This window comes from Turicibacter sp. T129, assembly GCF_025594975.1.
In the GTDB taxonomy this organism is placed as follows: Bacteria; Bacillota_I; Bacilli_A; order MOL361; family Turicibacteraceae; genus Turicibacter; species Turicibacter bilis.
This window is the reverse complement of record NZ_JAMQUU010000041.1, coordinates 48,567-75,558: the sequence shown is the minus strand read 5'-3', so window position 1 is coordinate 75,558 and position 26,992 is coordinate 48,567. Positions and strand designations below refer to the sequence as shown.

The following is a 26,992-nucleotide window of genomic DNA, read 5'->3' as shown; positions in this document are numbered from 1 at the left end:
TTATCTAACATAGCGTTCTTTATTAATTAATTTTTGGATAGCTGACTCTATTCGTTTCATTTTTGTGTCTTCTTTTTTAGCAGAAGTTATCCAAGTCATATACTTTTTTTGATTAGAGTATGAGAGTGTCTCCCAAAAGGCTAATGCTTCAGTTTCCTGATGGAGGATTTCTTTAAATTCCACTGGAAGTTCGATGATTCGTTCTTCTTCGTCTTTTTCAATGGTCACAGACACTGAATCTCCAATTTGTTTATTTAGTTTCTCGCGAATGGCTTTTGGCATGCCAAGAATATGACAATCAGTTCCCATTTTAACAAGTGATCCACGATATTCAATCGTCTCAAATAAGGCTTTTACTTTAACTCTTTTTGCATGGTAGATGTCTTCAACATTAAAGGGAATTTCAACGTAGGCTCCTCCTCTTGGTGCTTCGATAATTTTTGCATTGAATTTTTGCATGACAATCACAACCTTATCAATGATATATATAAGTCCAGATAAGTTTTTAACATCGTAAAAACTAAAGTCTTGCCGGTTGAGGATAAATGCTTCGCATGGCAGGTAACCCATGCCCTACCAGCGGAGGATACATTTCCGTTGGAAACGGCAGGTGGCCCATGCCCTAGTAGTGGGGGATTAGATTTCTTTGAGAAATCGCTAGGTGCCCCAGCCCTACTATAGTTGGCCTTTTTATCAAAAAGACTTGTGTACTAAGCCTGATGGTTAGTATATGAAATACATTTTGCTATGTATATAGATTATTATACTATGCATTTATGGACGTCGATACAATGAGCGCATCCAATCAATGATTTGTTTAAGATGCACCATTTCTTCTTCAATCACTTTTTCTTGGCGAAACTCTTCTTCTTTTAAGATCTCTTTTAGATGCTGGATTTCAACATAAATATCTTCCCAAGAATGCTTACGCTGAAGCGTTTCAATAATATCATAAAGATCGAGCTCACTTAATAATAAATCTCGTCCCCAAGTTAAATGTTCGTCATCTTGATGACAGGACTGATGAATATAGAATTGATATGTTCTTTTATCGAAGTAGAAGGCATAGAGATTCAGGTCAACTCGACAAAGCTGTTCAACGGCAGATTTTAGCTTTTCTTTTTTTAATAGTCGAATCGCCTCACGAAGATGAAGGATATTTTCTTGATGAGCTTCGTGTGGGAAAATATTTGCTCCATACCATGAAAGTCGTACAAAAGATTGCTGAATCATTAAGTAGAGATAGTGAAGCTGTTGATTAATATATTTCGCTTCAGAATCAGTAAAGTGATTACGTTGAGTAAACTCATAAAGATTTTTAGCGCACCATTTCGCATCATGGATGAGGAAATAGAGCTCTTTATAATGATGATAAGATTCAAAGTCGAGACTTTCTTCTAAGGCATGAAACAGTTTCTCAAAATTGAAGGGCTTAATCTTCATTTGATCAAATAAAATGATGATCGTTCCATATAGTTTATGACAATATTCAAAAGCTGATCGACTAAAGTGATTGTGAATTAGGTCATAGTTTGTCTGATAAGTCGTTAAATGGTTCTCGTTAATTGGGCGATAACTAATAATCGTAGGTACCCCACTTTGAGAGTAGGCAAAGTCATCACTTAAGATGGTGGTTGGTGCATCAATGAGACAACCTTGTTTATAAGGACAGCCCGTTACAATTTTTTGAATCGCATTAACCAATTCCTTATATTCATAAGCCGTACGGATATGATGATAATCGTATTCATCATGAGCGACAAAACCTTCTAAATTAATAGCAACGAATGCTTTTTCGGCCCATTCAGGATGATTTTTAGTAATCTGTTGATATCCACCAATGGACCAATTGAAAGAGGAATTTGTTAATCCCCATTCTTTCGCACTATGGGCAATGAAGATAATTGTTTTACTCGGAATATAATGACTATTAATTAAAGCACGGGCTAAGCTTAGTAGTAAACCACACCCACAAGCTCCGCTATGAAAATTGTGAAATAATCCATCATAATGAGACATAACTAAAATAATATCATTCGGATTTCTCCCTGGAATCTCACCAATAATATTATATGAGGTACTATCAGGCGAAACTTTACTATAACAATTCAAGATAACCGAAATCTTAGAAGAAGGTGATTGAATTAATAATGTTTTAAGAATATAAGCATCTTTTAAACTAATCGAAAAGGCTGGAATATCAGCGGGTGCCGTAAAATTTTCATAAGTGAGCGCATCAGCTGGAAGTTTTTGATTTTCATTTATAGGAGCAGCAATGATTCCATAAGCTCCTTTTTGTCTTGCTTGTACGGCGCAAATACCAATTTGGCAACCAATATAAGAGTCTAAATCAATGAGTACTAATTTTCCTTTAACGTCGATGTTCTCGTAATCTTTTTTTGTTCCTTTCCCCACATAAACAAGGTCAAAGGTTTTATTCTCATGGATACAGTTGCTTGCATAGGCGCTTAAAGTGATTTTTTGAGGCGTATTCTTTTGATCTAGATAATAGAGCTCTCCATTCTTAAACTCCCATGAATCAACGATTACTTTTTCTTTTCGAACATTTTTTAAACCAATACTGTTAAATTCTTGATATAAAAAATGACCGGCTGCAAGTTCTGCTTCTGAACCAGCCATTCGAAATCCAAGAGTTTCATTTGATCCAAACTGAGAAAGAGTATTAGCCACATAGGCCGCATAATCAACATTAATAGAATCATAAAAGGCATCTAAATCTTTTTGGTAGTCCATACTGTCCTCCTCCTTATTTCTATCGCTTCTATATCATAGTAGAAAAGTAGTAAATAGGTTCCTGTCTTGATGAGAAATGTATATCTATTATAGAAAATGAATACGATAGAAGTAAAAAGGGGGATAAGAGATGGAGTTTAACGAAAAACTACAATTATTAAGAAGAGCGAAAGGGATTTCCCAGGAAAAACTGGCAGAAGAAATTGGTGTTCCACAACAGTTAGTTGCAAAGTGGGAAGAAGGGGACGAAATACCAGATATGCATAGTTTAATGGCATTATCAGATTGGTTTAATGTAAGTTTAGATGAATTATTAAGAGATCGAATTAACCTCAGAACATTAGAGCGTTTAGGATTTTATGAACAAGAAGTTGAGACGTCTGAAGATGATTTAATAGAGAATAGTATTTTGATCATAGGGATGATTTTAATGATGATGATGGGATTTATTTTTAATCATCTAATGGTAGGGATAACCTGTGGTGGGATTGGAGTTGGATTTTATTACTTAATAAGATTAAAAAAACGCCGATAAATCGGCGTTTTTATTTTAGATAAAAATTACAGAGGTTCCTAGTACGATCAAGAAAGTAACGAAGATTGGAATAACAACGGATGTCACAAAGATATCTTTATAAGCTTGTTTGTGTGTTAGGCCAAAAATCGCTAGTGTTGTAATGACGGCTCCGTTATGAGGAAGTGTATCTAATCCGCCAGATGATAAAGACGCAATACGATGTAGAATTTCTGGTGTAATTCCAAGAGGCTCACTCATTTGTAAAAATGTTGGTGCTAAAGCATTTAAGGTAATTCCAAGACCACCTGAGGCAGAGGCAGTTAGACCACAAATGATATTAACTGAAAGGGCCTCAGCAATAATTGGATTCGGTGAAAGGTTTAAAATCATGGTTTGAATTCCAAGGAAAATAGGAAGTGTTTTGATGATACTTCCATAACCGACAATAGCACTTGAGTTTAAAAGGGGAATAAATGAATTTTTAACTCCGGTATCTAAAATAGATTGGAGGTTTTTAAGTTTTTTGATATTCAATAAAAGGATAAATAAAATCGCAATTGCGATTGAGATAATAACGCTCCATGTTCCAGACATACTATCGAGTGTTGTATTGAACGATTCTAGATAAGTCCCATCTACATTTGGATAGTAGACTTTTGAGAAGAAGAGGTTCAAGGCGAAGATGATTATAATCGGGGAGATAGCTAACCAAATTGATGGTGTTTTAGAAGATGTTTTTGATTTCATTTCTTCATTAAACCCGTAGCCCTCATGATTTTTATGGGCAGATTTTGCTCGAAAGTTTAGGTAGATCATTCCTAAAGTAAATATCAAGATGCTAGCAATGAGGCCAATAATTGGAGCAGCAAAAGTATCTGTTTGGAAGTAAGTCATAGGAATGATGTTTTGAATTTCAGGACTTCCTGGTAAAGCTGTCATCGTAAATGTAAAAGCACCAAGAGCGATTGTTCCAGGAATGAGTCGTTTTGGAATATCGGCTTCTTTAAAGAGTAATGTTGCAATGGGATAAAGAACAAAAGCAACGACAAAAAGAGAAACACCTCCATAAGTTAGGAGTGCACCGGAAAGGACAACGGCTAAAATCGCTCGCTTAGGTTGGATCCATTTGGTTATAAAGTGAGCAATTGCATGCGCATAACCCGTTTCCTCCATCAATTTAGCAAAAATTGCTCCTGTTAAAAATAGTGGAAAATAGTTTTTAACAAATCCCGCAAATCCGTCCATATAGACTAGAGTATAGTTAGCCATCAGATGACTATCTAATCCAAAAGTCAGAAATAAAGTTATGAGTGAAATAATGGGGGCGGTGATAATTGTCGAGTATCCTCGGTAAGCTAAAATCATAATCGCGCTAAGTGAAAGTATTAAAATGATGAGATGACTCAAGAATCATTACCTCCTTTCAAGTTTTGAAATTGAATTTTATTATTTTTTTACAATTTATATGATTGAATGATATTAGTATAGATATAAGTCGGTATTTTGACAAATAATATACAATTTTATGGCTATAATTGTAGAAAAATAATGTATTTTTAATCATATGGAAAAAAAATACAGTGGAAATTGGTCGAATTTTATAGATATAATTAGATATGTTTAACCATATAAACTACCTCACCTAAATTATGGGAAAGGGATTGAAATCAAGGAGGTATTCTATGAGTGAGAAAGTGAAAAAGAAGAAATTAACTCTTCTAGACCGAGTAGAAAAAATCGGTAATGCATTACCACACCCAGCAACAATCTTCTTAATTTTAAGTGCAGTAATTGTTGTTTTATCAGCTATCTTATCAGCTGCAGGTGTATCAGTAACTTATGAGGGGATCAATCGTACGACGAATACGGTTGAAGAAATGACGGTAACAGTTCAAAGCCTTTTATCAAGAGAAGGTGTTCAATATTTATTTAAATCAGCAGTAACAAACTTCACAGGGTTTGCACCACTTGGAACAGTATTAGTTGCTTTACTTGGGGTTGGACTTGCTGAAGGAACAGGTTTAATTGGATCATTATTAAAGAAATTAGTAATGAGTACTCCAAAACGTTTAATTACAGTTGTAGTTGTACTTGCAGGGGTTTTATCAAGTATCGCATCTGATGCAGGATACGTTGTGTTAATCCCATTAGGAGCTATTATCTTCTTAAGTATGGGACGTCACCCAATTGCAGGTCTTGCAGCGGCATTTGCCGGGGTATCTGGTGGATTCAGTGCTAACGTGATGGTTGGTCCTACTGATTCATTATTAGCAGGATTAACAACAGAAGGTGCTAAATTAGCCGATCCAAATTATGTAGTAGAGATGACAGGTAACTGGTGGTTCTTAATCGCTTCAACAGTATTAATTACAGTTATCGGTACAATTGTAACTGAAAAAATCGTTGAACCACGTTTAGGAAAATATACAGGTGATGCGATAGTTGAAGAAAGTGCAATGACAGTTTCTAAAGAAGAACAACGCGGATTACGTTTCGCTGGAATCGCAACATTATTATCAGTTGCAGGTTTAGCAGCATTAGTCGTTCCAGCTAACGGATTCTTACGTGGAACTGATGCAGGGATTCAAGGAATCTTAAAATCACCATTCATGGATTCAATGGTTCTTATCATTGCTTTAGTATTTGCCATCGCAGGGATTGCATATGGAGTTGGATCTAAAGTGGTTAAGAATGATAAAGATGTCATGAACTTAATGGGTAAAAGTATGGCTTCAATGGGATCATACATTGTGTTAGTATTCTTCGCATCTCAATTCGTTGCTTACTTCAATTATTCAAACTTAGGAACAATCATTGCAAACAAAGGTGCAGAGATGTTAAAAGTAATCGGATTACAAGGTATTCCATTAGTCATCTTATTCATCTTAGTTGTAGCGTTCATTAACATCTTCATGGGATCAGCTTCAGCTAAATGGGCAATCTTAGCTCCAGTATTCGTTCCGATGTTAATGGAAGTTGGATTCACACCAGAATTCACACAAATGGCTTACCGTATCGGAGATTCAACAACAAACTTAATCTCTCCATTAATGAGCTACTTCGCATTAATCGTAACATTTGCTGCTCGATACGATAAGAAATCAGGAATCGGAACTTTAATTTCAACAATGGTTCCTTACTCAGTATTCTTATTAATCGGATGGACATTATTATTAATTGTATGGTTCGTATGTAACTTACCATTAGGACCTGGTGCTTCAATCTTCTTACCAGGATTCTAATTTAATCATTAAGACTTAGGCTAAAACCTAAGTCTTTTTTTATATCATAAATAAAAGGTGTGAGGATAAACTTCACACCTTATTTTTTCGCAAGAGAATATAAAGTCCAATGATAATTAAGCAAATAGCAAGTAGTAGTGATGATGAAATGAAAAGTTGGACATAAAAAAGAAGTGAAATGAAGCAAAGAATCGTAATGGGAATTAAGAGTCCTTTGTCTTTATGATCATATAAATAAAGTTGTAGCAATCCAAATGCTACCGCTAATAAGTAAATAGGCCATGTATAATTAGAATAATCCCATCGGGTTAAAATTTCAAAACAAAATAATAATCCAATTACGGTTAAAATTCCTCCTGGAACAAGTTGTCCAGGATTTTTTCTTGTTTGAAAATAGTTCATTTCAAAATAAAGTCCTGGGATTAACACGCATAAAAACCATAGATGATGAATTAGTTCATTATTTAGATGAAAGATGTAAGTGATGAGCGAAAATCCACCTATTAGAATGAGTAATAATCCGACTAAATATCGAATTGTCTTCATAATAAAATTCCCCCTTTTGGTCTTAACATAACATGTTTAATTGAAAGAAAAAAGAGGAAAAGTTTAAAAAGCAAAGGCTAGTGCCTTTGCTTTTTTACATATAAGGATGAGAGGATTTTGGCATATCGATAACAATGAAGTGTGACGTATGAGTTGCTTCAATATGAATATTATCTTCGATAATTTCAATCGCATCTTTTTCTTTTACAGCAATCTCGTTGACCGTTGAGAAGCCTTCGATTTGCATGAGATAAGCTTGACGCCCAAAGGCTACATTAATATCGGCAATATTTCCTTCATCTAATAAAATGGTATAAATATTCACATCTTGATTAATAGTGATAGGAGCATCCTCATGGATGTCAGAAACCATATGAAGCCATTGGTTATGACGTGCTTCCCAGTCAAAGTGATATTCGCCATATGTTGGTTGATGCCCTCTTTTATCCGGCACAATCCAAATTTGAAGTAAGCGTAAAGGAACGTCAGTATTGTTATACTCACTATGAGTAATACCTGTTCCTGCACTCATATATTGCATTTGTCCACGTTTTAAGATACCGACATTCCCCATGCTATCTTTATGAGTTAGTTCTCCCTCAACGACATAAGTGATGATTTCCATGTCTTTATGGGGATGTGTATCAAATCCGGTGTGAGGGGCGATCATATCGTCATTTAGGACACGAAGAACTCCAAAGTTAATATTTGCTTCATTATAATAATCAGCAAATGAAAAATGATAGGTTGTTTCTAACCAATCATAAACAGCGCCACCCATATATCGATGATCGAGTTTTCTAAGCATGTGATTCACTCCATCTCTAAAAAAATTCAGGCGTTCACCTAGTAATAGTATTGTTCAGTCGAAATAAACTATACTACATAATAGTCGTATCTTCGACAGGAAAAATGTCATCAAAAAGGATGTTTAAGGTTTTTCTAAGGTTTGTGTATTACAATCTCCTTAAATCAAAAGGGTTAAAAGAGAAAGGAGAACCGTATGAGAAGAAACCGAAAGAGGCGCTTAATTAAGCGTAATTTAATTTCATTGTTCTTAATCGTAGCAATCATGAGTGGCCTTGCATTATCAATTTATTATTCAAAAACCTCGCAAACTATGATTGCACAATCTTATTATGAAAATGAACGCACTGTTACCACTACTCAGCCATTGATTATTATTGATGCGGGTCATGGTGGTATTGATCCAGGAAGTGATAGTCAAGGTATTTTAGAAAAAGATATTAATTTAGAAATTGCCTTAAAACTTCAAGAAGTCTTAATCGAAAATGGATATGCGGTTTTAATGACTCGTGAAGATGATAGTTCATTAGAATTAAGAGAACGCTCAGATTTCGCTAACGAACAAGAGGCAGACTTATTTATTAGTCTTCACCAAAATTGTTATGCTCAAGATGAGAGTGTTAATGGAATAGAAGTGTATTACAATAGTGATAAAACAACAAATGATCAACAATTAGCGCAAATGATTCAAGAGGCACTAATTAATGAAACAGGTGCAAAAAATCGTGGAATTCGATCAGATAATGGTTTAGTCGTGACACGTGAAACAAAGATGCCTGCTGTGTTAGTCGAGACAGCATTTATTTCTAATGATTATGAACTTGATTTGATTACTTCTGAAGATTATCAAAACAAAGTTGTTGAAGGAATAATAACTGGAATTGAAAATTTCTTGAATGAATCTAATATAAAACCAGAATGATGATATGAACATTCTGGTTTTTCTTTTATCGTATGTTTTGGAGAGAATTAACTATACTACATAATAGCTTTATGTTCGACAAAACTCTCTTAGTTCGTAGATAGCCATCGGACGAAAGGAAGATGAAATTTGATAAATAAATCAAAAAATAAATATTTTGCTCGATTCATCGTAGCTTTTGTAATGATAAGTCTTTTATTTATTCCTCTCACATCAACTTTGGCTGCTTCGATACAAAAAACAAAGTGTTTTGATTACTTCTTTAAGCAAAATCGAAAAATTATTATTATTGATGCCGGACATGGTGGAACGGATCCAGGTAGTGTCAAAAGAGGGATTCAAGAAAAAGATATTAATCTTCAAATCGCACTAAAATTACAAAAAAGATTAGAGAGAAAAGGCTATAAAGTTGTGATGACCCGAACCGATGATACAGCGATTAGTTTAATTAATCGTGCGAAATTAGCCAATAAAGCGAAAGGTGATTTACTTATTAGTATTCATCAAAATAGCTTTAAAGATTCGAGTGTTCATGGGATTGAAGCTTTTTATAACCCTGGGAAAGAAACACTCGATGGTCAATTAGCAAACTGTATTCAAGAAGCGCTGATTAATTATACACAGGCTAAAGATCGTCATGTTAGAGCAGTAACTAATCTAGTGGTTATTCGAGAAGCTAAAATGCCAGCTTGTTTAATTGAAAGTGCCTATATCTCAAATGATACTGAACGTGAGCTTATTCAAACTAAAGACTATCAAGATAAAGTGGTGACTGGTATTATGGAAGGAATTAAAAACTTTTTAAACGAACAAGCAAAAAGCAGCTAATTTGTAGCTGCTTTTGGAATCATGAGTAAATGTTTTATTTTTTGATAACTAAGATAGATGAGATAACCAATTAATGCACCTGAAACATTCCAAATGACATCGTCAATATCAGCAAAACGACCATTATAATATTGAAGTGCCTCAATTGTCACTGAGATAATAAGGGAAGCAATTAAAATGTTTCGTCCCGATTGTTTGATTAAACCAACTAAAAGGCCAAATGGTACAAATAGTAGGATATTTAAGCAAACTTGTTTTAAAACATAAAAACCATAATCCATGACTTCTTTTAATGTATTTATAATAGGAACTATATTTGGAGAAGCGTGAGAGTCAGAAAAATTACTTAAGCAAATGTTAAACATACCTGTTAAGCGTAAAAGATTAACGAAGTAACAACAAAAAATAAATTCGATGAAACAGATGGATAGTTTCCAATCTGTTCTTTTTTTTAACAGTTTTAAAATTAAGGCATAAACCAGATAAATTGGAGTAGCGAAAATTAGCGTGAATAAAGTGAGATTAACCAAGAGTTATTCCTCCTTATTTAATGTAATATATTTATCATTGATTTGAATCATTTTAATTTTTGATAAATCTAATAGACCGGGAAATAGTATTTTTATGACAAATTCTGAGTTATCCACAGTTCCATCTGTCACTTGGATACTTGAGTCGGATTCAAGAATTTCACCATTGTCCAAAAGAATTTTGACTTGTAATGATTCCTCAGTTTCGGTGCCTCTTAGTGTGACACCAAGTGCTGAGATGTTAATTTCATTAATTAATGTTTCATCAAATGTTAAATCAACCGCTTGTTTGATTTCTTCTGTCGTTGAGTCTAACTTGAATTTTACTCTCCAATCTCCTTCGGTATATTGTCCGTTGTACACAAAATCACCTTGAAGTTTAAATTGAGACAACTCATCTGGTGAGATATCAAAGACGTATTCCTCTAGATTTCGTCCATAGACAAGATTGTTTTCTTGATCAACGCCAAATGAAATATTTTTGAAATAGTTATCAACTTTTTCTTCTAGGCTATTAACTAAATAGACGAAGCCATGATCATCGATGTTATCTTCCCGCCATTCGAGTTGAATATGAAGTTTATTATCAATAAATCCAATATTCGAGAGTCGAACAAAGTTTAGCCCTGGGATTTCTAAGTCAAGTTCTCTTGGTTTCAATACTTTTTTAGTTTCTTCAAAATAGTATAGTCCGTCGCCACCAGAACTAACGCCCTCTTTGAATAGGATAGTTTCAGCTTTATGAGTCTCGAGAATAGACCAATCCGTTAGGACATCATGCTCTTCATATTTTTCTTTTTGAGTTAAAAAAGATTGAATGCCAACGATAATCTCTCTTTCATTTAAGTTTTTTCCTCCATTTCCTTGTAGACGAAACGTCGCAGTCTTTGTCGTTTCATCGTAAGCAATTAACGGCATGGTTAAGGCACGGACGCCAGTTGCTGTATAATTATAGATATCTAGTGTTTCATCAAAGATTTCCCCCGTTAAATCTTGTAGTGTCAAATAAGCAACAGCTGTTTCATCGTCATTCATTGCGCCGATGACTTCTAGGCGAATTCCATCATGTTCATCGATAAGTCGAATCGGTTGTAGGGCTGAATAGACTTCATAACCGATTAACTCAATGAATTTTTGAACATAACGGTTATCAAAAGCCATCATAAATAATAAACAGCAACAAAGACTTGGGATAATGACTAATTTAAAAGAACGATTATATTTAAATGATTTAGATTTTGAACGACGTTGATTAACTTGTTCATATAAGTTTTCAATGTTTGGTGTTTCAACTTGTTCTAGCGTTTTCTTAATGAGCTGCTCTTCTTGGCTAAATTTCATGAATGATTAGACTCCCCTCGTTTGAATTTTGAATTTCAATGAGCTGTTTGGCCAATTTTTTACGTGAACGTTCGTATCGTTTACGAAGTGTGGCAGCGGGAAGGTGATAAATTTCTTCTAATTCTTTGTAGTCGCGTTCTTCGATAATTCGGTTGAAGATGAGTGCGCGCTCCATTCCTGAAAGTTTAGAAAGTGCTTCTAATAATTCTTCACTCATCCCTGTGTTTTGAATTTGAGGTGTAATTATAAAAAATCGCAACTTTCTTTTTCGTAATTGATCTATACAGATTGAGTAAGCAATACGATATAACCATGCCGATAGTGACGTCCCATTTTGGAATTGGTGTCGTTTATCAAAGGCTTTTAAAAATGTCATTTGAACGACATCTTCTGCTTCATGGTAATCACATAAAATGTTATGACAATATCTCATTAATGCATGTCCATATAAATCAATGGCTTGTTGTAATTCTAATTCATCCCCTGTCGCAAAGGTTTCATCTAATAACTTTGCCTGCATCATCTCACTCTCCTTTCAAATCCTACCCTTTAAACGGATTAAAGATTTCTTTTGTGACCATTTTACCTAAAATTGTTTAAAAAATAAAATTTTATTCAATAATAAGGCAATTAAGTGGTGAAGGAGGATGCAAGATGAGTAGAATAAAGATTTTAATGATGGTAGTGAGTGGTTTATTCATGATGATTGGAATCATAACGATGATTTCAGCAGGAGCAGAAGCTGCCCCGTTGAATGAGGATAGTGTACCTGTCTTTTATGAGAATATTATACAAGTAGAAAATCCTGATAGTTTAAGTGTTTTAGTGAATAAAAATTATAGTTTACCTGAAGATTATGAACCCGATGATTTGGTCTTTTTAGAAGTGCCTCTCTATAATAATGATAAGAGTAACGAAGCGAATTATTTAAGAAAAGAGGCCGCTGATGCTTTAAAAGAATTATTCACAGCTGCCCAAAAAGAAGGGTATGAATTAATTGCTAGAAGTGGTTATCGCTCTTATGCGACACAAGCTTCTTTATATGGACGATATGTGGAACAAGATGGGGTTGAAGCAGCTGATACATATAGTGCACGACCAGGGCATAGTGAACATCAGACAGGGTTAACTATTGATATTACATCAGATGGTGTTCACGGTGGTTTAACTGAATCATTTGGAGAAACAGAAGAAGGTAAGTGGGTTGCTGAAAATGCGTATCGCTTTGGTTTCATTGTAAGATATCCACAAGATCGAACGGCGGAAACAGGTTATCAATATGAGCCATGGCATCTTCGTTATGTAGGGGTACAAGCTGCTACCGAGATTTATCAGGATCAATTAATTTTAGAAGATTATGTTTTAAGTGTGATGAATCGAACGAGCTTTTTATGGGATTAAATTAAAAGACTGTCAGGATGAATGACAGTCTTTTCTAAATATAGAAGTTTAAAAGAATTTATATAGGATATTAATTTAAAAGGGGAAGATATATTTCTATTTTGATATCGAATGAACTAGATAAGTGGGTGACTAATTGACCTTGCTTAATTTTAACCAGTTTCTAAATCCATAGACTCCATTAATTAGATAAGCTGAGAACATGATAATCATTGTGACGCTACCTTCCGGTGTTCCGAGTAATAGTGACCACATCGTAATGGAGAAGACATTGATAATCATCCACAAAATCCATTGTTCCATAAAACGACCAATCTGAAGTAAGAAAGCAACAATCGAAAGAACGGTTGTAATTGAGTCAATTAATTGAAGATTTCCTCCAAGTGCAACGAGGACACGCCAATAAGCGGTTATGGCAATTAATAATCCAATAATTAATAAGATGATTTGTTTAGGTGTTAAACGACGTACAATAACTGTTCCTGCATCATCTTTTTGTTTACGCCACATATAAAATCCAACGATATTCATCGGTAAATAGTAAAATCCATTTAACATGACTTCACCAAATAGTCGATTTTGATAAGCAATAATCGCATAAAGTCCAACGTTAACACAGGCAAATGCATAGGTTGAAATTTTACCTTTAGCACAAAGAACAACCGAAATAATACCTGTTACCCCACTGATCAGTGCCATCGGTGAATCTCCCCAAATGATACTTAACGTTAACATGGTTAAGGTGGAAATGATTAACCATGAAATTTCGAATAATGTCCAATCGCTAAAATAGTTTTTTGTTTTCATCACTAATGTTGACATAAAAGAAAGTCCCCCTTATTAAAATTTTCTTTTTCTAATTTACTGCTTTTTAAACTCACAACCTTTGCAGCTACTTTATTAGCAACTTCACAACACGTTAAAGTGTCATATCCAAGTGCACGAGTTGCTAAGATTGCTCCTAAATGACTATCCCCTGCTCCGATGGTATTTACAACAGTTGCTGGTACCGATGGAATGAAGTCAGCCATTTCATGATAATGAAGAACGCCCTTTTCCCCTAGTGTAATAAAGACTTCATTTTGTGTTCGTTCAACTAAAGATTGAGCTGCTTCTAATAATTCAGTTGTTTGAGTAAATGATAAAGCTTCTGATTTGTTAAGATGTAAAATAGGTTTTAAATTTAAAAGTTTATTCATCGTTTCTTCTTCAATAAATGTAATGCGTGGACCTGGAGCAAAGTAAATGTTTGGAATGGATTGTTCACTTAACCACTGACTAATGATTTCTCCACTTTTTCCTTCCATTTCATAACCTGATAAATAAACCGCCTCATAATTAGAGGCATCTAATTGGGATAGCCATTCTAATTTATAGTCCTTCTCAATACCTGGAACGGTAATAAAAGTCCGCTCTCCTCCCTCTTCTACTAAACAAAGACAATAACCGTTATCAGCACGGTCATCTTGAATATGAAGCTGATAGCCTTCATGAATAAGTTCTTGTTTAATCATGGTTGCATATGAACCTTCGCCAATCGGAACGACAAGATCATGATTCACATTAAAGTGTTTTAAAATAGTTGCAACATTATATGCACATCCCCCAATATTGACGGCTTGTTTTTGACAGTAAATATCATCTCCTGTTTGAGGTAAATGTTTAATATTGAGTATAACATCAACAATGGCGTTACCCAGAACTAATATTTTCATATCAAAGTCCCCCTTGCCTCGTTTAAGTGGTTCGCATATCTTATAAAATTAACTGAATTCGATTGATTAATTTCTTCAATGAGTTCGGAACGAATGGAAGAATAACCTTCATATGCTCCACGAATGGCACAAGCCATGGCCCCAATTGTATCGGTATCGCCCCCTAAATTAGCACAAAGTAAGCTACAATGTTCGACATCTTTAGCATAATAAGCAATAGACAAGGCGGCAGGAACAGATTCACTCATTAAAACACCACATCCAATGGTTTGATAGATAGACTCTAGAAAGTTTTCATCATCTCCTGCATGTTGTTTAGCTAATTCAATGCCTAAACGGGTACGCGTACTTAATGAAGGGTTAATGGTTTCGAATCCTAATTCTCTTGCAGGGGCCTCTGTTGAATAGACAAATTCTAAAATGTGATCGAAGGTGTCATAAGCCATGGCTCCACTGACAGCAGCGGCAACCATACAAGCGCCAGCAAGGGTCACGTCGCTACTATGAGTGACTTTAGAAATTTGACTAACGAATTTAATTAGTTCCGCTTTTTGTGTAGGGTGAAATAAACACCCAATTGGTGCAATACGCATCGCTGACCCGTTTGTTTGTGCTTGGTTCGTAATTTTTGTGACATCATCGCCTGCTTGAATACCGAGTAAAGCTGCTTTAGAACTTGGACCTAAGATATTTTTTTCAAAAGCTTTTTCCTCTTTAGCCCAATTTAATAACCGTTCAACAAAATCATCAGGCTCGAAGTGGAAGTTTTTTGCGATAAGTGAATCTAGTATGAGAAGAGCTTGGGCTGTATCATCCGTAAACTGCCCTTTTTTATATTGGTAAGCGACCTCGTTTTCACTAGGTCCATCTAGGAAAGTATGGATATTACCAAAAAAAATTTTAACTTTTTGACGACTCCAGAGTTCAGATGGCATTCCCATGGCATCTCCGATTGCCATTCCATACAGTGTCCCAAGAATTTGATTGATCATATGAATCTCCCCTTAAGTTTACAGGTGACAAGACACCTAATAGTTAAGATTTTAGAACAAATGATGGAAATAGTCAATGCAAAGTGTACAATTAAAAAAAACATTTGGTAAAAACATACAAAACTTAAGAGGATATAGTATAATAGCGGTAATACCTTAATTATCTAAGATGTGGGGAAACAAATTGGAATGAGTTATTTTAGATAGTGCAAATTATAAGGTAAATGGAATCTATGTTAGGAGTGAGATAAATGAAATTTTCTGAGTTTAAATACGAACGACCAAACTTTGATCAATATAAAGCGACCATGACGTCATTAATTGATCAATTTAAGGTGGCATCAAGTGCCTCAGAACAACTCAACATCGTGACTGAAATTAATGAGACACGCAATCATATTGAGACGATGGCTACATTAGCATCAATTCGTCACAGCATTGATACACGTGATGAATTTTATGATGCTGAGCAAAATTATTGGGATGAATATGGACCGCTTTATGAAGAAATTAATTCATTATTTTATGACGCCGTCGTTTCATCACCTTATCGAAATGAATTAGAAGAAAAGTTAAGTAAACAATTCTTTACCATTTTAGATTATCGTTTAAAAGCTTTTTCTCCTGAAATTATTGCAGATTTACAAGAGGAAAATAAATTATCGAGCCAATATACGAAATTATTAGCGTCAGCTAAAATTCCATTTGATGGTGAAGAACGTACCCTACCTGGAATGGGGAAATATTTATTAAGTGAAGATCGTACCGTTCGTGAAGCTGCTTCAAAAGCTAAATATGCCTTCTTCGAGGAGCATGAAGCAGAAATTGATGAGATTTATGATCAATTAGTTAAAGTTCGTACACGTATCGCAAAAAAATTAGGATTCAATAATTTCGTTGAACTAGGATATGTTCGTATGACACGTAGTGATTATAATCCTGAAATGGTTGAAAACTTCCGTAAGCAAGTTTTAGATTATATTGTGCCAGTGGCAACCTCATTATATAATCGCCAAGAGGCACGTTTAGGATATGGAACACTCCGTTATTTTGATGAAAAGTTTGAATTTACAACAGGAAATGCCACACCTAAAGGAGAACCAGAATGGATTTTAGAAAATGGTGTGAAAATGTATCATGAATTGTCGCCACAAACAAAAGAATTCTTCGATTTCATGGTCGATAGCGAGTTATTAGATTTAGTGAATAAACCAGGGAAAGCAGGTGGGGGATATTGTACTTATATCCCAGAATATAAAGCGCCATTTATTTTCTCAAATTTTAATGGAACAGCAGGAGATATTGACGTTCTAACGCATGAAGCGGGACATGCTTTCCAAGTTTACTCGTCACGTTGGATTGAGACACCTGAATTAAACTTCCCAACTTATGAAAGCTGTGAAATTCACTCAATGAGTATGGAGTTTTTCACTTGGCCTTGGATGAACTTATTCTTTAAAGAAGATACTGAAAAATATAAATTTACTCATTTAGGATCAGCGATTAAATTTATTCCTTATGGAATTGTTGTCGATGCGTTTCAACATTTTGTTTACTATAATCCAGATGCAACGCCAGCCCAACGTAAATCGGCTTGGCGTGAACTTGAGAAACAATACTTACCGCACAAAAACTATGAAGGATGTGACTTTTTAGAGCGCGGTGGTTGGTGGTTCCAACAATCGCATATTTTTGGTAGTCCATTCTACTACATTGATTACACATTAGCGCAAATTTGTGCGTTACAGTTCTGGAAACGTATGCATGATAACCAAGAAGTTGCATGGAATGATTACGTACGTTTATGTGAAGTTGGAGGAACAAAATCATTCTTAGGATTAGTTGAGTATGCCAATTTAAAATCTCCATTTGAAGATGGATGCGTTAGCTCTATTATCACAGATATTAAAGCGTGGTTAGACGCTGTGGAAGATCAACAATTATAATATTTAAATCGTTTCATCTATTTTGTAGGACATCCATATAGCACATCACTACCTTACCGAGCCAAAAAAGCGGGTGCATTTATGCACCCGTTTTTAATGTGATTTCAATTAAATGTGGACGATTAAAGAGCCGTTGCGGAATAATACTGTTTCCAAGGCCTCGGCTAATAATCATCGTTGTTTGATTTTTTGTATGAGTTCCCTCTGAAAACTCAGGGAAGAGTCCTTGATTTGGGGCAACTAGTCCTCCGATGAAAGGAAGTCTAAATTGTCCACCATGAGCATGTCCAGATAAGACAAGATCCACATTTGATTCAACGTAAGTTTCAAATGCCTCAGGACGATGGGACAATAAAATTTTAAATTTATTTGACTCACTCTCTTGTAATGCAACACGTAAATTGTTATCCACAGATGAAACAAAATCAGGATCATCAATTCCGACTAATTCAATCGACTGTCCATTAATTTCTAATGTTTCTTGTTTATTGTGTAAGACGTGGACCCCTACTTGAGTCAGAAGATTTTCTAATGCTTCAAAATCGTTTTTCCATGCTTCATGATTTCCCGTCACAAAATAAACAGGATAATCACTTAGCTGTTCGATTAAGCTAAAACTTGCTTCATCATCATAAGATGAATCGAAGAGGTCCCCCGTAATAGCGATTAAATCTGGTTTAAAGGTATTAATTTTTTTAAGTAAATCACTCTGATTTTTTCCAAAGTATTGTCCATGTAAATCAGAGAGATGCATGATTTTAAATCCGTCAAAATTGTGTGGAAGTCGTGTCGATTGTACGGTGATTTGCTCTAGACTAATCCATTTGTTTTGTGAATACAAGAAAATTCCCAATATCATGACTCCAATGAGCGTTATAAGAAATATTTTTAATTTTTTCATCCATTATCCCCCTTTTTTAATTATTATAACGGATATTGCGATGTAAGTTTATGCAATTTTAGTATTTTCTTAACAAGTAATCCGTAGTATCATAAAGAGGTTATAGAAATCAATGCTGATTGGGGATTGATTAAAGATTAGAATTTAGGAGGGTTAGTTGTGGATTTTATTGAGATTTTAAAGGTAATCTTCTTAGGAATTGTTGAGGGGATTACGGAGTGGCTACCTGTAAGTAGTACAGGACATATGATTTTAGTCGATGAGTTTATTAAATTAAATATGACACCTGAGTTTATGGAAATGTTCTTCGTTGTTATTCAACTTGGAGCGATTATGGCGGTTGTTTGTTTATTTTGGGATAAGTTATTCCCATTTGAGTTTAAAGGTGGATTTAAAGTTAAAAACGATACGATGAATTTATGGTTCAAGATTGTTGTCGCTTGTTTACCAGCTGCTGTTATTGGTTTATTATTTGATGATTGGTTAGACGAGCATTTTTATAATTATCAAACAGTTGCGTTAATGTTAATTATTTATGGAATTCTATTTATTATTGTTGAAAATTATAATAAAGGGCGCCGTTCAGTGATTAATGATTTATCGCAAATTACGTATAAGTTTGCTTTAATGGTTGGAGTATTTCAGTTATTAGCGTTAATTCCGGGAACATCTCGTTCAGGAGCAACAATTATTGGAGCTATTTTAATTGGGGCATCACGTTATGTGGCTTCAGAATTTACTTTCTTCTTAGCGATCCCCGTGATGTTGGGAGCAAGTTTATTAAAAATATTAAAGTTTGGATTTGTTTTTACATCAGCAGAAGCTATCATATTAGGAACAGGAACGTTAGTAGCATTCTTCGTTTCAATCTTAGCGATTAAGTTCTTAATGGGATACATCAAGAAACATGACTTTAAAGTATTCGGTTGGTATCGCATTGTATTAGGAATTATCGTTCTTGCGTATTTCTGGTTCATGGCTGCTTAATTTCATTAAAAAAATCATAGTATGTTAGTACTATGATTTTTTTATTGCCTATTTTTTAATCGACAAATTTTAAGTCATTTATCATCTATGATAAATAGGAGATGAAACGGGGTGATTGTTTATGAATTTTATTTTGGAGTTTTTAATTGATATGTGTTTTGAGATGATTCAGTCTAATCAGATTAGTCGTCCAATTCGATGGGTGATTTTTCTTTTGGTTGCCGCACTTTATTTAATATTAATCGTTGCGCTACTCTATCTAATGATGAAAATTTCTAATCTGTGGATAAGTGTTTTTGTATTCGTTATTGTAATTTTAATAATGATTCAACTAGTTCGTCTCTTTTTAAAATTATATAAATCAAACCTAAAATCTTAAGAATTTCTTCATAACTTTTCCTACATTTTCTTAAAAATTAATTGAACTTATTATGATTAATTTCTTTACTGGAGTCATAGGATGCGGTATCTTCATTTGTTTAATTAAACTGGTATCATTAAAAAAATTATTAGTTGAAATCAATTAATACGTTTGAATATAAGAGCATCTCTAAAGGAGGTGCTTTTTATTTTGGAAGGTGAATTGATTAAAATCATTAATATGTAATAAAAACTTAATTAGTGGAAGTTATTTTTCAAATATTACTGAAATTTTTAATGTCTTAATCGATAAAGAAAAAGAAGTTCTAAAGACAATTTTAGACAGGGGACCTTGTCAGTATAAAGAATATGAGATTTACATAATCTAAACAGGAAGTATAAGTTTAGACTATTATTTTTCGTAAATATCACTAGTTAGTAGTAAAGGAGCGATACGATGAGTAAAGTATTATATATTAAAGCGAATATTAAACCAGAAGGACAATCACGTACTTTTAGGATTTCTGATGAATTTGTAGAAAGCTATAAAAAACAACATCCAAATGACGAAGTAGTCGTTTTAGACTTATATAAAGAAGGCATTGATTTTTTAAGACCAGAAGATTTAGGTGTTTTGTTTGGCCCAAAAACAGAAGAAAGTAAAAAACATCCACACTTAAAATATGCTTATCAATTTGTTGAGGCAGATAAATATATTTTTGCAGCACCAATGTGGAATTTAAGTATTCCTGCTATTTTAAAAGCTTATATTGATTATATAAGTGTGACTGGAATTACGTTTAAGTATACTGCAGAAGGCCCAGTGGGATTATGCCAAAATAAAAAAGCCATTCATATTGTGACTCGTGGTGGTGAATATAAAGACATGCCATATGAGATGGGCGATCGTTATTTAAGAACAATTTTAGGTTTCTTTGGCATTGAAGACATTCAAACATTAGCAGTAGATAATACTGATTCAAATCCTGAAGGATTAGAAGAAATATTAAGTCAAGCCATTCAACAAGCACAAGAGATTGCTGTTCAATTTTAATGATTGAAAAAAGATGAAGATTGTATTTAAAGAGTGACAATTTCAGTATTTTGGTGATGAATTCCGATTGAGTCAATATCCTTCTTCTCATAAAAACTTATTGCTAAACTAGCAGTAAAGTGTAAGAAGGAGGATAGGCTAATGGAGATTTTTGATTATTTAGTAACAGGCTCATTGTTAATGATTGTTTCAGCAATTTTTTATTTACCTGTTTATTTTATTCTGAGAAGAAAGATGATTCCCATTTTAAAACAATTAAGTTGGGCGTTGCTCGGCGGTGTTATTGGCTGTATGGCTTATGAGATTATTGTTAGATTATTCTTTACTAAACATGAATTTGAAAGTAAAGAGTTTGAAATAAAATGAAAAAATCCCTATGCCCGAAGGTCATAGGGATTTTTTCTTTATAGTGAAGCTAATTTGAGAAGAGTCCCACCTGGACTCATGTTATAGTATTTGATAGTTTTGATTTTTTATACTATTTTAATCATTAAAGAGCGCCTTCTAAGATTTTGCGACTAATTTCTAGTGTAATTTCTCCTCTTTCTCCTAATGACGTCATATGGTGTGATTCAAGTGCTGCGAGAATTGAGTCGATTTGATCCGCTCCAATTCCATAGTCACTCAATCTTGTTTTGATTCCTAAGCTTTCGAAGAATTGACGAGTTGTTTCAATGATTTGGTCAATACGATTCTCTTCGCTACCAGTCGTAATATTTAGGACACGTTCACCATATTGTAAAAGTTTTTCTCGTTTTGTCTCACGCATGATGTTCCATAAAGATGGCATAATGATTGCTAATGTTTTGGCATGATCGATGCCAAAAAGAGCTGTTAATTCATGACCAATTCGATGAGTGGCCCAGTCCTGAGGAACGCCGGCTCCAATTAAACCGTTTAATCCCATCGTTGCACACCAAACAAGATTCGCGCGTAAATCATAATCTGTTGGGTTATCGATTGTAGCACGTCCGATTTCAATTAAGGTTTTTAAAATTCCTTCAGACGTACGATCCTGGAAACGTCCTTCCGCTGGATATGTCATGTATTGTTCCATCACATGAACAAATGTATCGACGACTCCATTTGCGACTTGTGTTTCTGGTAAAGTAAATGTTAAGCTTGGGTCCACTAATGAGAATTTAGGGAAGACTAAATCATTTCCAAATCCTAATTTTCCAATCGGTGAACTAACAACTCCTCCACGATTCATCTCAGAACCTGTTGCAGCTAATGTTAAAGCTTGTTTTAAGTTAGCTGTAATGCTTCGATCACGTAATAAATCAAGTCCATCTCCCTCATAGTAACTTGCTAAGGCGATGAATTTTGTTCCATCGATAACTGATCCACCACCGACAGCTAATAAGAAATCAATCTTTTCTGCACGTACCAGATCAACTGCCTTCATTAATGTTTCGTAACGAGGGTTAGCTTCAATTCCACCGAATTCTAAAATCTCACGATTAGGTAAAGCTGCTAAAACACGATCAAGTGTTCCAAATTTTTTAACACTTCCACCGCCATATAAGACAAGGACTTTAGCATCCTTTGGCACTAAATGATTTAACTCATTAAATCGATCACGGCCAAAAATAATCTTTGTTGGATTATAAAAATTGGCTCTGTTTTAGAAAAATGTTGATATTTCACACAGAATTTGCATAACTACCTACTAAAATATCCATTATAATATTGTTAGAACATACGTTTGAGGGGTTTGATTTATGCCAAAAGCAGTTATTTTAGCACTTTTAAAGCGAGTAGCATCCATTGATTTACCAGAAATCTTAGTTGAAGTTGAAAAAGGAATTTTTAAATCCGATTTATCTAAACTTCAAACTGAGATTCAGGAAACCAGATATTCATCAGGGCAATATAAATGCCCTTTTTGTCATGACGACCATATCGTAAAGAATGGTAAAGCAAAAGGAAATCAACGGTATCTTTGTCGTAACTGCGGAAAATCATTTAGCCAACAAACTCAAACGCCAACTGCTTATTCAAAGAAAGAAACAAAAGTATGGATTGACTATATTGAATGTATGATTAAAGGATATAGCTTACGCCGTTGTGCATGGGAATGTAATATCAATCTCGCCACAGCCTTTTTTTGGCGACATAAAATTTTAGATGCTCTAAGTTCATTCATGGGAACAGGAGAAGTTGATGGATTAGTGGAAGCGGATGAATGTTATCTCCGTTATAGCTATAAAGGAAACCACTCAAAAAGTAAACGATTTACAATGCCACGTCCAGCTCGTAAACGTGGTGGAGAATCTGTTGGAAAACGTGGTTTATCGAGTGAACAAGTATGCGTCGGAACTGCTTTAGATAGAACAGGAAATATTCTCATTGGTATGATTGGAACAGGACGTGCGAAATATCATAACCTAAAACGTTTCTTTGAGGGTCATATTGCGCCCCATTCTATTCTGTGTACGGATAGTGCTCATGGATATGGTAAATTAGCTAAACAACTGGAATTAGAGCATAAAGCCATACCATCTGGAAAACACATGAAAGGTATTTATCACATCCAACATATTAATGCATTTCACAGTAATTTTAAAACTTTCTTACAAAAATTTAGAGGGGTATCGACTAAGCATCTAAATAGTTATTTAAAATGGTTCAAGTGGATTGAGCTTTTTAAGAATGAAAAAGAACTTTTAAAAATCCAGAAAGCATATATTCAATCACAAGCAACATATGCAGGTACTCTGATTGAAGAAATTCTCTCAAGAAAACCTATGTTTGTTTAGCTTAACGAGTTACCAATAGCTTGTGTTGAGTTTTTATGGTAATAAAGGTATAATACTCCTTATAAATCGAATTTTGATAGGAGAAAATTTATGAAGCTAAAAACTGTTTTTAATAAAGAATTTTCTGTAGTTTTACCGTTATTAGCATCTATACCAGCACTTATCTCTATTTTTAATCTATTATTCCCATCATTAGAAATATTAAGGTTTGAACCATCATCGCAAGAAGGGGCTTTTATCATCTTGTTCTTGCTACTACCAATTTTAGGATTGTTATATTACTTTGATTTGTATATTATTTTCCCTTGTTTAATCTATATCTTTTTTGAATCTTTAAAAAGTAAGACTCCACTATCTCGCACTTTCTGGGTAATGAATATTTTTTTGGGTATTACACTGTTAATATTTTTCGGTTTTCTGATTATTTTGGGAGATGATAGTACTCTACTTGATACAGAGAATACTTTTTACAATTTTCTTTACGGTGTACTTTTATTTTTGATGGGGATTAGTTGCTCAACAAATCTGTTTAAAAGTAAAAAACTATCTACTACTCCCATTTTGATTTTTACGTTCTCTTATTTTTTAAATGACTTGAGGTTTATGTCTTATTTTTTTTACTTTGTATTTTTTGCTGAAATATTTCTTTTTAAGCAACTTAGGGATAAACCCTATCTCAAACGTAATTCTTTAGGAAAATAAAAAGAGTTTTTCATTTTATTGAAAGACTCTTTTTTCTTAAATTTAATTATCAACACTATTTTAAAACACAGCGTAAAAATTAAACTGATTCATGAGACATCCCCCCTATTGCTTTTGAGCTTATTATAAGCACTTTAGTATGCTATAAGCAAGCTAAAGGCTTTGATTAGTTGAATTCTTACTTTAAATTTGTGTCACATGGAATGAGAAACTTAGCATCAGGTGTTAAAATCAATCCCATATGATTAAAAAAGTCGATATTTGAAAGAAAAATGACACATTAAAAAGAAGAATCTATCCAAACTAAGAGTAATTGTAATACTAGGAAGGGTTGATATGATGGCAACACATAATATGTATGTGCAAATTATTTTTGATGAAAAAACGAAGAAATTTAATTGTTATGCTGATTTAGGAGAAGTTTTAACGACATTAAATGATGGAGATGTTTTTACCATTAGTCAACAAGATACAACGAATGTCTTAGGAACGATTAAATACTCAGAAGATTGTAAGCCTTATGGATATTATTTTGTTTCGAATGATGGTCAGCTAACCATTGAATTAAATGATGGAATGTATGGATTTATTGAACGTCAACGAGAGGATGAAAATGATTGATGAAAAAAGGTCTCACCGATTGGTGAGACCTTTTAAATTTTAAAGAGGTAAATCGCGCTTAGTAAAGAGATAGGCACCAAGTGAATAAAGGAGAGTAGCGATTAGCAGTAGAATCCCAGCTTGGAAAAGACCATTCGTTTCATGGCTAGCAATCTCTTGGGCTGGGAATAAGGTTAATAAAGTGACATATTTAAGTGAGTCGAGTTTATCACTAATGTTTGAGAGCATTTGAATGAGAATAAAAAGAATTGGGATTCCAGCCCCGATTAGATAAGAGTTTTTCATTTCATTACTAATACAAGAACCAAAGAAACAGATACCACTTATCGCTAAATGAAGACAATATAATCCAATATTCATGTAAATCAGACGAGAAACATCTAAATCACCTGGGAACATCAAGTGAGAAACAATGATTTGAGCAAGCGTCATCAAGCAAATTAAAGCAGCTAAAGTTATCCACAGAACCGAAATTTGTGTCATAATAATGGTTTTTCGACTCACGGGTGTGGATAATAAGTAGGCCATTGATCCGCGATCGACGTAGCGGGCAACCAACTTATTCGCAACAATGATTTCAAAAATGAGTGGGAAGACGAGATAAATAAAGCCGTATAAATAAGATGATAAAAATTCAATAAGCGTTGAACCGGGACTCGTCATCCCAAAAGCACTCATCAGTTCAGGCATTGTTTGAGAAAATTGTTCTAGAATCGACCCAAGATTAGGGTCAAATAAACTAGTAACTACACTGGTATACATTAAAAGGACAGCAAAAATAATAATAAACACTTTATAGTTTGATTTGATTTCACGCTTAAATAACGCTAAATTCATGACTCATCCCCTCCGTAAAAATGTAAGAATAATTCTTCAAGTGTTGGTTTGGTTATATCTAAATCGATAATATCATAGCGACTTAAGGTAGCTAATAAATAGTTTAGATTATTTCGGGGTACAACTTTGATGACGTTTGATTCTACTTGTTTACATTCAAAGCCCTCATCCATAAATTGTTCCACTAGTTCTTGTGTGGCAAATGTGATTTGATAAGTTTTATGTTTAGAAGCCTTTAACGTTTGAAGTTCTTCAATTGAAATGAGACGTCCATCTTTAATCATCGCTGTTCGGTCACAGGTGCGTTCAATTTCTTCAAAAATATGAGAGGACATAAAAATCGTTTTTCCACGTTGCTTTTCTTCTAAAACTAATTCAATAAAACGATTTTGCATCAGTGGATCTAACCCGCTGCTTGGCTCATCTAAAATTAACAGTTCAGGGTCATGCATAAAGGCACAAATAATCCCGATTTTTTGCTTCATTCCTTTAGACATTTTTTTTATTTTCCCCTGTGGATTGAGCTCGAAGCGCTCCATTAATTCATACGCTTTGGTTAAATCAGTCATTCCTTTCATTTTTGCCATAAATTTAATAAATTCAAGGCCTGTTATATCATCCATGAAGGCTATTTCACCTGGAAGATAGCCAAGTGCTTGTTGAATACGGGCATGATCTCTTAAACAATCAAGTCCATTGATTTGGCAACTTCCTTGATCGGCTTGAATAAACCCCATTAAATGTCGAATCGTTGTAGATTTACCTGCTCCATTAGGGCCTAAAAATCCAAACACTTCGCCTTTCTTAACTGATAATGAGACATCAAAAATTCCGCGATTATTACCATAATCTTTCGTTAATTGTCTAATTTCGATGACATTTGTAGTCATAAAATTTCCCCCTGATAAATTCCTTATTTTTCAATATATCAGTATTATAGGAGGATTAGTCCTATCGGTCAACTATCTGCTGATAAAGAATACTAAAGATTAAAAAAGAAGGGATGTCCCTTTTTTTATGAGGTTGCAAATTTGACAATGGCTTTAGAAACTTTATCTTTTTCTTCAAAAAATGCAGCGTGTCCACTTTCAGTGAGCGAGATGAGTTTTGAATTTTGATATTGGATAGGTCATTAAATAATTGTTCATCGCGTAAAGCCATTAAAGATTTAGCAGTAGACCATCCCGCTGCTTTCAAACATAAATTAGTGAATCAGACAACTGTTTC

General features: G+C 34.2%; 27 protein-coding genes. 12 read left to right on the top strand and 15 right to left on the bottom strand.

Features of this window, described 5'->3' with window-relative positions; all coding sequences use genetic code 11:
- Together NEH75_RS08370 and NEH75_RS08365 are read right to left on the bottom strand one after the other, a co-directional pair.
- Positions 1 to 459, bottom strand: a complete 459-nt coding sequence (locus tag NEH75_RS08370; RefSeq protein ID WP_055304542.1) for a YdeI/OmpD-associated family protein — start codon at positions 457 to 459, stop codon at positions 1 to 3.
- A 315-nt stretch (positions 460 to 774) separates the two neighbouring features.
- Positions 775 to 2,754 (bottom strand): M28 family peptidase, encoded by a 1,980-nt coding sequence (locus tag NEH75_RS08365; protein ID WP_262948777.1) that lies wholly within the window; start codon positions 2,752 to 2,754, stop codon positions 775 to 777.
- A 130-nt stretch (positions 2,755 to 2,884) separates the two neighbouring features.
- Here NEH75_RS08365 and NEH75_RS08360 point away from each other — a divergent pair, with 130 nt between their 5' ends.
- Positions 2,885 to 3,289: a helix-turn-helix domain-containing protein gene (locus NEH75_RS08360; protein WP_055243548.1), complete on the top strand. Its 405-nt coding sequence runs from the start codon at positions 2,885 to 2,887 to the stop codon at positions 3,287 to 3,289.
- Positions 3,290 to 3,304: 15 nt separating this feature from the next.
- Here the strand turns inward: NEH75_RS08360 and NEH75_RS08355 are convergent, their stop codons facing one another.
- Positions 3,305 to 4,678 carry a GntP family permease gene (locus NEH75_RS08355; protein WP_055304538.1) on the bottom strand — a complete coding sequence of 458 codons (1,374 nt, stop codon included), beginning with the start codon at positions 4,676 to 4,678 and terminating at the stop codon, positions 3,305 to 3,307.
- A gap of 275 nt (positions 4,679 to 4,953) precedes the next feature.
- Here NEH75_RS08355 and NEH75_RS08350 point away from each other — a divergent pair, with 275 nt between their 5' ends.
- A complete protein-coding gene (locus tag NEH75_RS08350; RefSeq protein ID WP_055304535.1) occupies positions 4,954 to 6,513 on the top strand; it encodes an AbgT family transporter in 1,560 nt (519 codons plus the stop codon).
- A gap of 72 nt (positions 6,514 to 6,585) precedes the next feature.
- On the opposite strand, the gene NEH75_RS08345 is transcribed toward NEH75_RS08350, so the two are convergent.
- Both NEH75_RS08345 and NEH75_RS08340 read right to left on the bottom strand, forming a co-directional pair.
- Positions 6,586 to 7,059 carry a hypothetical protein gene (locus NEH75_RS08345; RefSeq protein ID WP_055304533.1) on the bottom strand — a complete coding sequence of 158 codons (474 nt, stop codon included), beginning with the start codon at positions 7,057 to 7,059 and terminating at the stop codon, positions 6,586 to 6,588.
- A gap of 94 nt (positions 7,060 to 7,153) precedes the next feature.
- Complete coding sequence (locus tag NEH75_RS08340; protein WP_055304531.1) at positions 7,154 to 7,867, bottom strand: pirin family protein; 714 nt, start codon at positions 7,865 to 7,867, stop codon at positions 7,154 to 7,156.
- Positions 7,868 to 8,062: 195 nt separating this feature from the next.
- Between NEH75_RS08340 and NEH75_RS08335 the strand changes: the two genes are divergently transcribed.
- Complete coding sequence (locus tag NEH75_RS08335; protein WP_055304529.1) at positions 8,063 to 8,788, top strand: N-acetylmuramoyl-L-alanine amidase; 726 nt, start codon at positions 8,063 to 8,065, stop codon at positions 8,786 to 8,788.
- Positions 8,789 to 8,917: 129 nt separating this feature from the next.
- Positions 8,918 to 9,616 carry an N-acetylmuramoyl-L-alanine amidase gene (locus NEH75_RS08330; protein WP_055304526.1) on the top strand — a complete coding sequence of 233 codons (699 nt, stop codon included), beginning with the start codon at positions 8,918 to 8,920 and terminating at the stop codon, positions 9,614 to 9,616.
- Here the strand turns inward: NEH75_RS08330 and NEH75_RS08325 are convergent.
- The 3 genes from NEH75_RS08325 to NEH75_RS08315 are packed head-to-tail and all read right to left on the bottom strand — an operon-like array spanning position 9,613 to position 12,007.
- Entirely contained in the window at positions 9,613 to 10,146 is a 534-nt protein-coding gene (locus tag NEH75_RS08325; protein WP_055304524.1) for a VanZ family protein, read from the bottom strand. The genes NEH75_RS08330 and NEH75_RS08325 overlap by 4 nt on opposite strands.
- Before the next feature lie 3 nt (positions 10,147 to 10,149).
- Positions 10,150 to 11,487 carry a DUF4179 domain-containing protein gene (locus NEH75_RS08320; RefSeq protein WP_262941205.1) on the bottom strand — a complete coding sequence of 446 codons (1,338 nt, stop codon included), beginning with the start codon at positions 11,485 to 11,487 and terminating at the stop codon, positions 10,150 to 10,152.
- Positions 11,477 to 12,007, bottom strand: a complete 531-nt coding sequence (locus NEH75_RS08315) for an RNA polymerase sigma factor (RefSeq protein WP_238581257.1) — start codon at positions 12,005 to 12,007, stop codon at positions 11,477 to 11,479. The genes NEH75_RS08320 and NEH75_RS08315 overlap by 11 nt, the downstream gene beginning before the upstream one ends.
- A 134-nt stretch (positions 12,008 to 12,141) precedes the next feature.
- Here NEH75_RS08315 and NEH75_RS08310 point away from each other — a divergent pair, with 134 nt between their 5' ends.
- Positions 12,142 to 12,888, top strand: coding sequence for a M15 family metallopeptidase (locus NEH75_RS08310; RefSeq protein WP_055304518.1), 747 nt, complete (start codon positions 12,142 to 12,144; stop codon positions 12,886 to 12,888).
- Positions 12,889 to 13,020: 132 nt separating this feature from the next.
- On the opposite strand, the gene pnuC is transcribed toward NEH75_RS08310, so the two are convergent.
- Genes pnuC through NEH75_RS08295 form a run of 3 tightly spaced genes read right to left on the bottom strand, consistent with a single transcriptional unit; the run spans position 13,021 to position 15,595 of the window.
- Positions 13,021 to 13,710 (bottom strand): nicotinamide riboside transporter PnuC, encoded by a 690-nt coding sequence (gene pnuC / locus NEH75_RS08305; protein ID WP_055304516.1) that lies wholly within the window; start codon positions 13,708 to 13,710, stop codon positions 13,021 to 13,023.
- Positions 13,698 to 14,603 carry a PfkB family carbohydrate kinase gene (locus tag NEH75_RS08300; protein ID WP_055304514.1) on the bottom strand — a complete coding sequence of 302 codons (906 nt, stop codon included), beginning with the start codon at positions 14,601 to 14,603 and terminating at the stop codon, positions 13,698 to 13,700. Before NEH75_RS08300 ends, pnuC begins: the two co-directional genes overlap by 13 nt.
- On the bottom strand, positions 14,600 to 15,595 hold the full coding sequence (locus tag NEH75_RS08295; protein ID WP_055243538.1) for an ADP-ribosylglycohydrolase family protein: 996 nt from the start codon (positions 15,593 to 15,595) through the stop codon (positions 14,600 to 14,602). Before NEH75_RS08295 ends, NEH75_RS08300 begins: the two co-directional genes overlap by 4 nt.
- Before the next feature lie 251 nt (positions 15,596 to 15,846).
- Here NEH75_RS08295 and NEH75_RS08290 point away from each other — a divergent pair, with 251 nt between their 5' ends.
- Positions 15,847 to 17,541, top strand: coding sequence for a M3 family oligoendopeptidase (locus NEH75_RS08290; protein ID WP_055304512.1), 1,695 nt, complete (start codon positions 15,847 to 15,849; stop codon positions 17,539 to 17,541).
- 79 nt (positions 17,542 to 17,620) lie between these two features.
- On the opposite strand, the gene NEH75_RS08285 is transcribed toward NEH75_RS08290, so the two are convergent.
- A complete protein-coding gene (locus NEH75_RS08285; protein ID WP_055304510.1) occupies positions 17,621 to 18,442 on the bottom strand; it encodes a metallophosphoesterase in 822 nt (273 codons plus the stop codon).
- 159 nt (positions 18,443 to 18,601) lie between these two features.
- Between NEH75_RS08285 and NEH75_RS08280 the strand changes: the two genes are divergently transcribed.
- The 3 genes from NEH75_RS08280 to NEH75_RS08270 all read left to right on the top strand — a co-directional run bounded on the left by NEH75_RS08280 (position 18,602) and on the right by NEH75_RS08270 (position 21,209).
- Positions 18,602 to 19,429, top strand: a complete 828-nt coding sequence (locus NEH75_RS08280; protein ID WP_055304508.1) for an undecaprenyl-diphosphate phosphatase — start codon at positions 18,602 to 18,604, stop codon at positions 19,427 to 19,429.
- Positions 19,430 to 20,246: 817 nt separating this feature from the next.
- Positions 20,247 to 20,843, top strand: coding sequence for an NAD(P)H-dependent oxidoreductase (locus tag NEH75_RS08275; protein ID WP_055244600.1), 597 nt, complete (start codon positions 20,247 to 20,249; stop codon positions 20,841 to 20,843).
- A gap of 141 nt (positions 20,844 to 20,984) precedes the next feature.
- Positions 20,985 to 21,209 (top strand): hypothetical protein, encoded by a 225-nt coding sequence (locus NEH75_RS08270; RefSeq protein ID WP_055304503.1) that lies wholly within the window; start codon positions 20,985 to 20,987, stop codon positions 21,207 to 21,209.
- A 124-nt stretch (positions 21,210 to 21,333) separates the two neighbouring features.
- Here the strand turns inward: NEH75_RS08270 and NEH75_RS08265 are convergent, their stop codons facing one another.
- Positions 21,334 to 22,437 (bottom strand): iron-containing alcohol dehydrogenase, encoded by a 1,104-nt coding sequence (locus NEH75_RS08265; protein WP_262948788.1) that lies wholly within the window; start codon positions 22,435 to 22,437, stop codon positions 21,334 to 21,336.
- Between the two features lie 130 nt (positions 22,438 to 22,567).
- Here NEH75_RS08265 and NEH75_RS08260 point away from each other — a divergent pair, with 130 nt between their 5' ends.
- The 3 genes from NEH75_RS08260 to NEH75_RS08250 all read left to right on the top strand — a co-directional run bounded on the left by NEH75_RS08260 (position 22,568) and on the right by NEH75_RS08250 (position 24,928).
- Positions 22,568 to 23,605, top strand: coding sequence for an IS1595 family transposase (locus tag NEH75_RS08260; protein WP_262948773.1), 1,038 nt, complete (start codon positions 22,568 to 22,570; stop codon positions 23,603 to 23,605).
- Between the two features lie 90 nt (positions 23,606 to 23,695).
- The gene (locus NEH75_RS08255; protein ID WP_055304497.1) at positions 23,696 to 24,307 is read left to right on the top strand and encodes a hypothetical protein; all 612 of its coding nucleotides are present in this window, start codon (positions 23,696 to 23,698) and stop codon (positions 24,305 to 24,307) included.
- 336 nt (positions 24,308 to 24,643) lie between these two features.
- Positions 24,644 to 24,928 (top strand): hypothetical protein, encoded by a 285-nt coding sequence (locus NEH75_RS08250; RefSeq protein ID WP_237252747.1) that lies wholly within the window; start codon positions 24,644 to 24,646, stop codon positions 24,926 to 24,928.
- 39 nt (positions 24,929 to 24,967) lie between these two features.
- Here NEH75_RS08250 and NEH75_RS08245 read toward each other — a convergent pair whose 3' ends face one another.
- Complete coding sequence (locus NEH75_RS08245; protein WP_055244593.1) at positions 24,968 to 25,765, bottom strand: ABC transporter permease; 798 nt, start codon at positions 25,763 to 25,765, stop codon at positions 24,968 to 24,970.
- Positions 25,762 to 26,655 carry an ABC transporter ATP-binding protein gene (locus NEH75_RS08240; protein WP_055244591.1) on the bottom strand — a complete coding sequence of 298 codons (894 nt, stop codon included), beginning with the start codon at positions 26,653 to 26,655 and terminating at the stop codon, positions 25,762 to 25,764. Before NEH75_RS08240 ends, NEH75_RS08245 begins: the two co-directional genes overlap by 4 nt.
- Between the last annotated feature and the right edge of the window lie 337 nt (positions 26,656 to 26,992).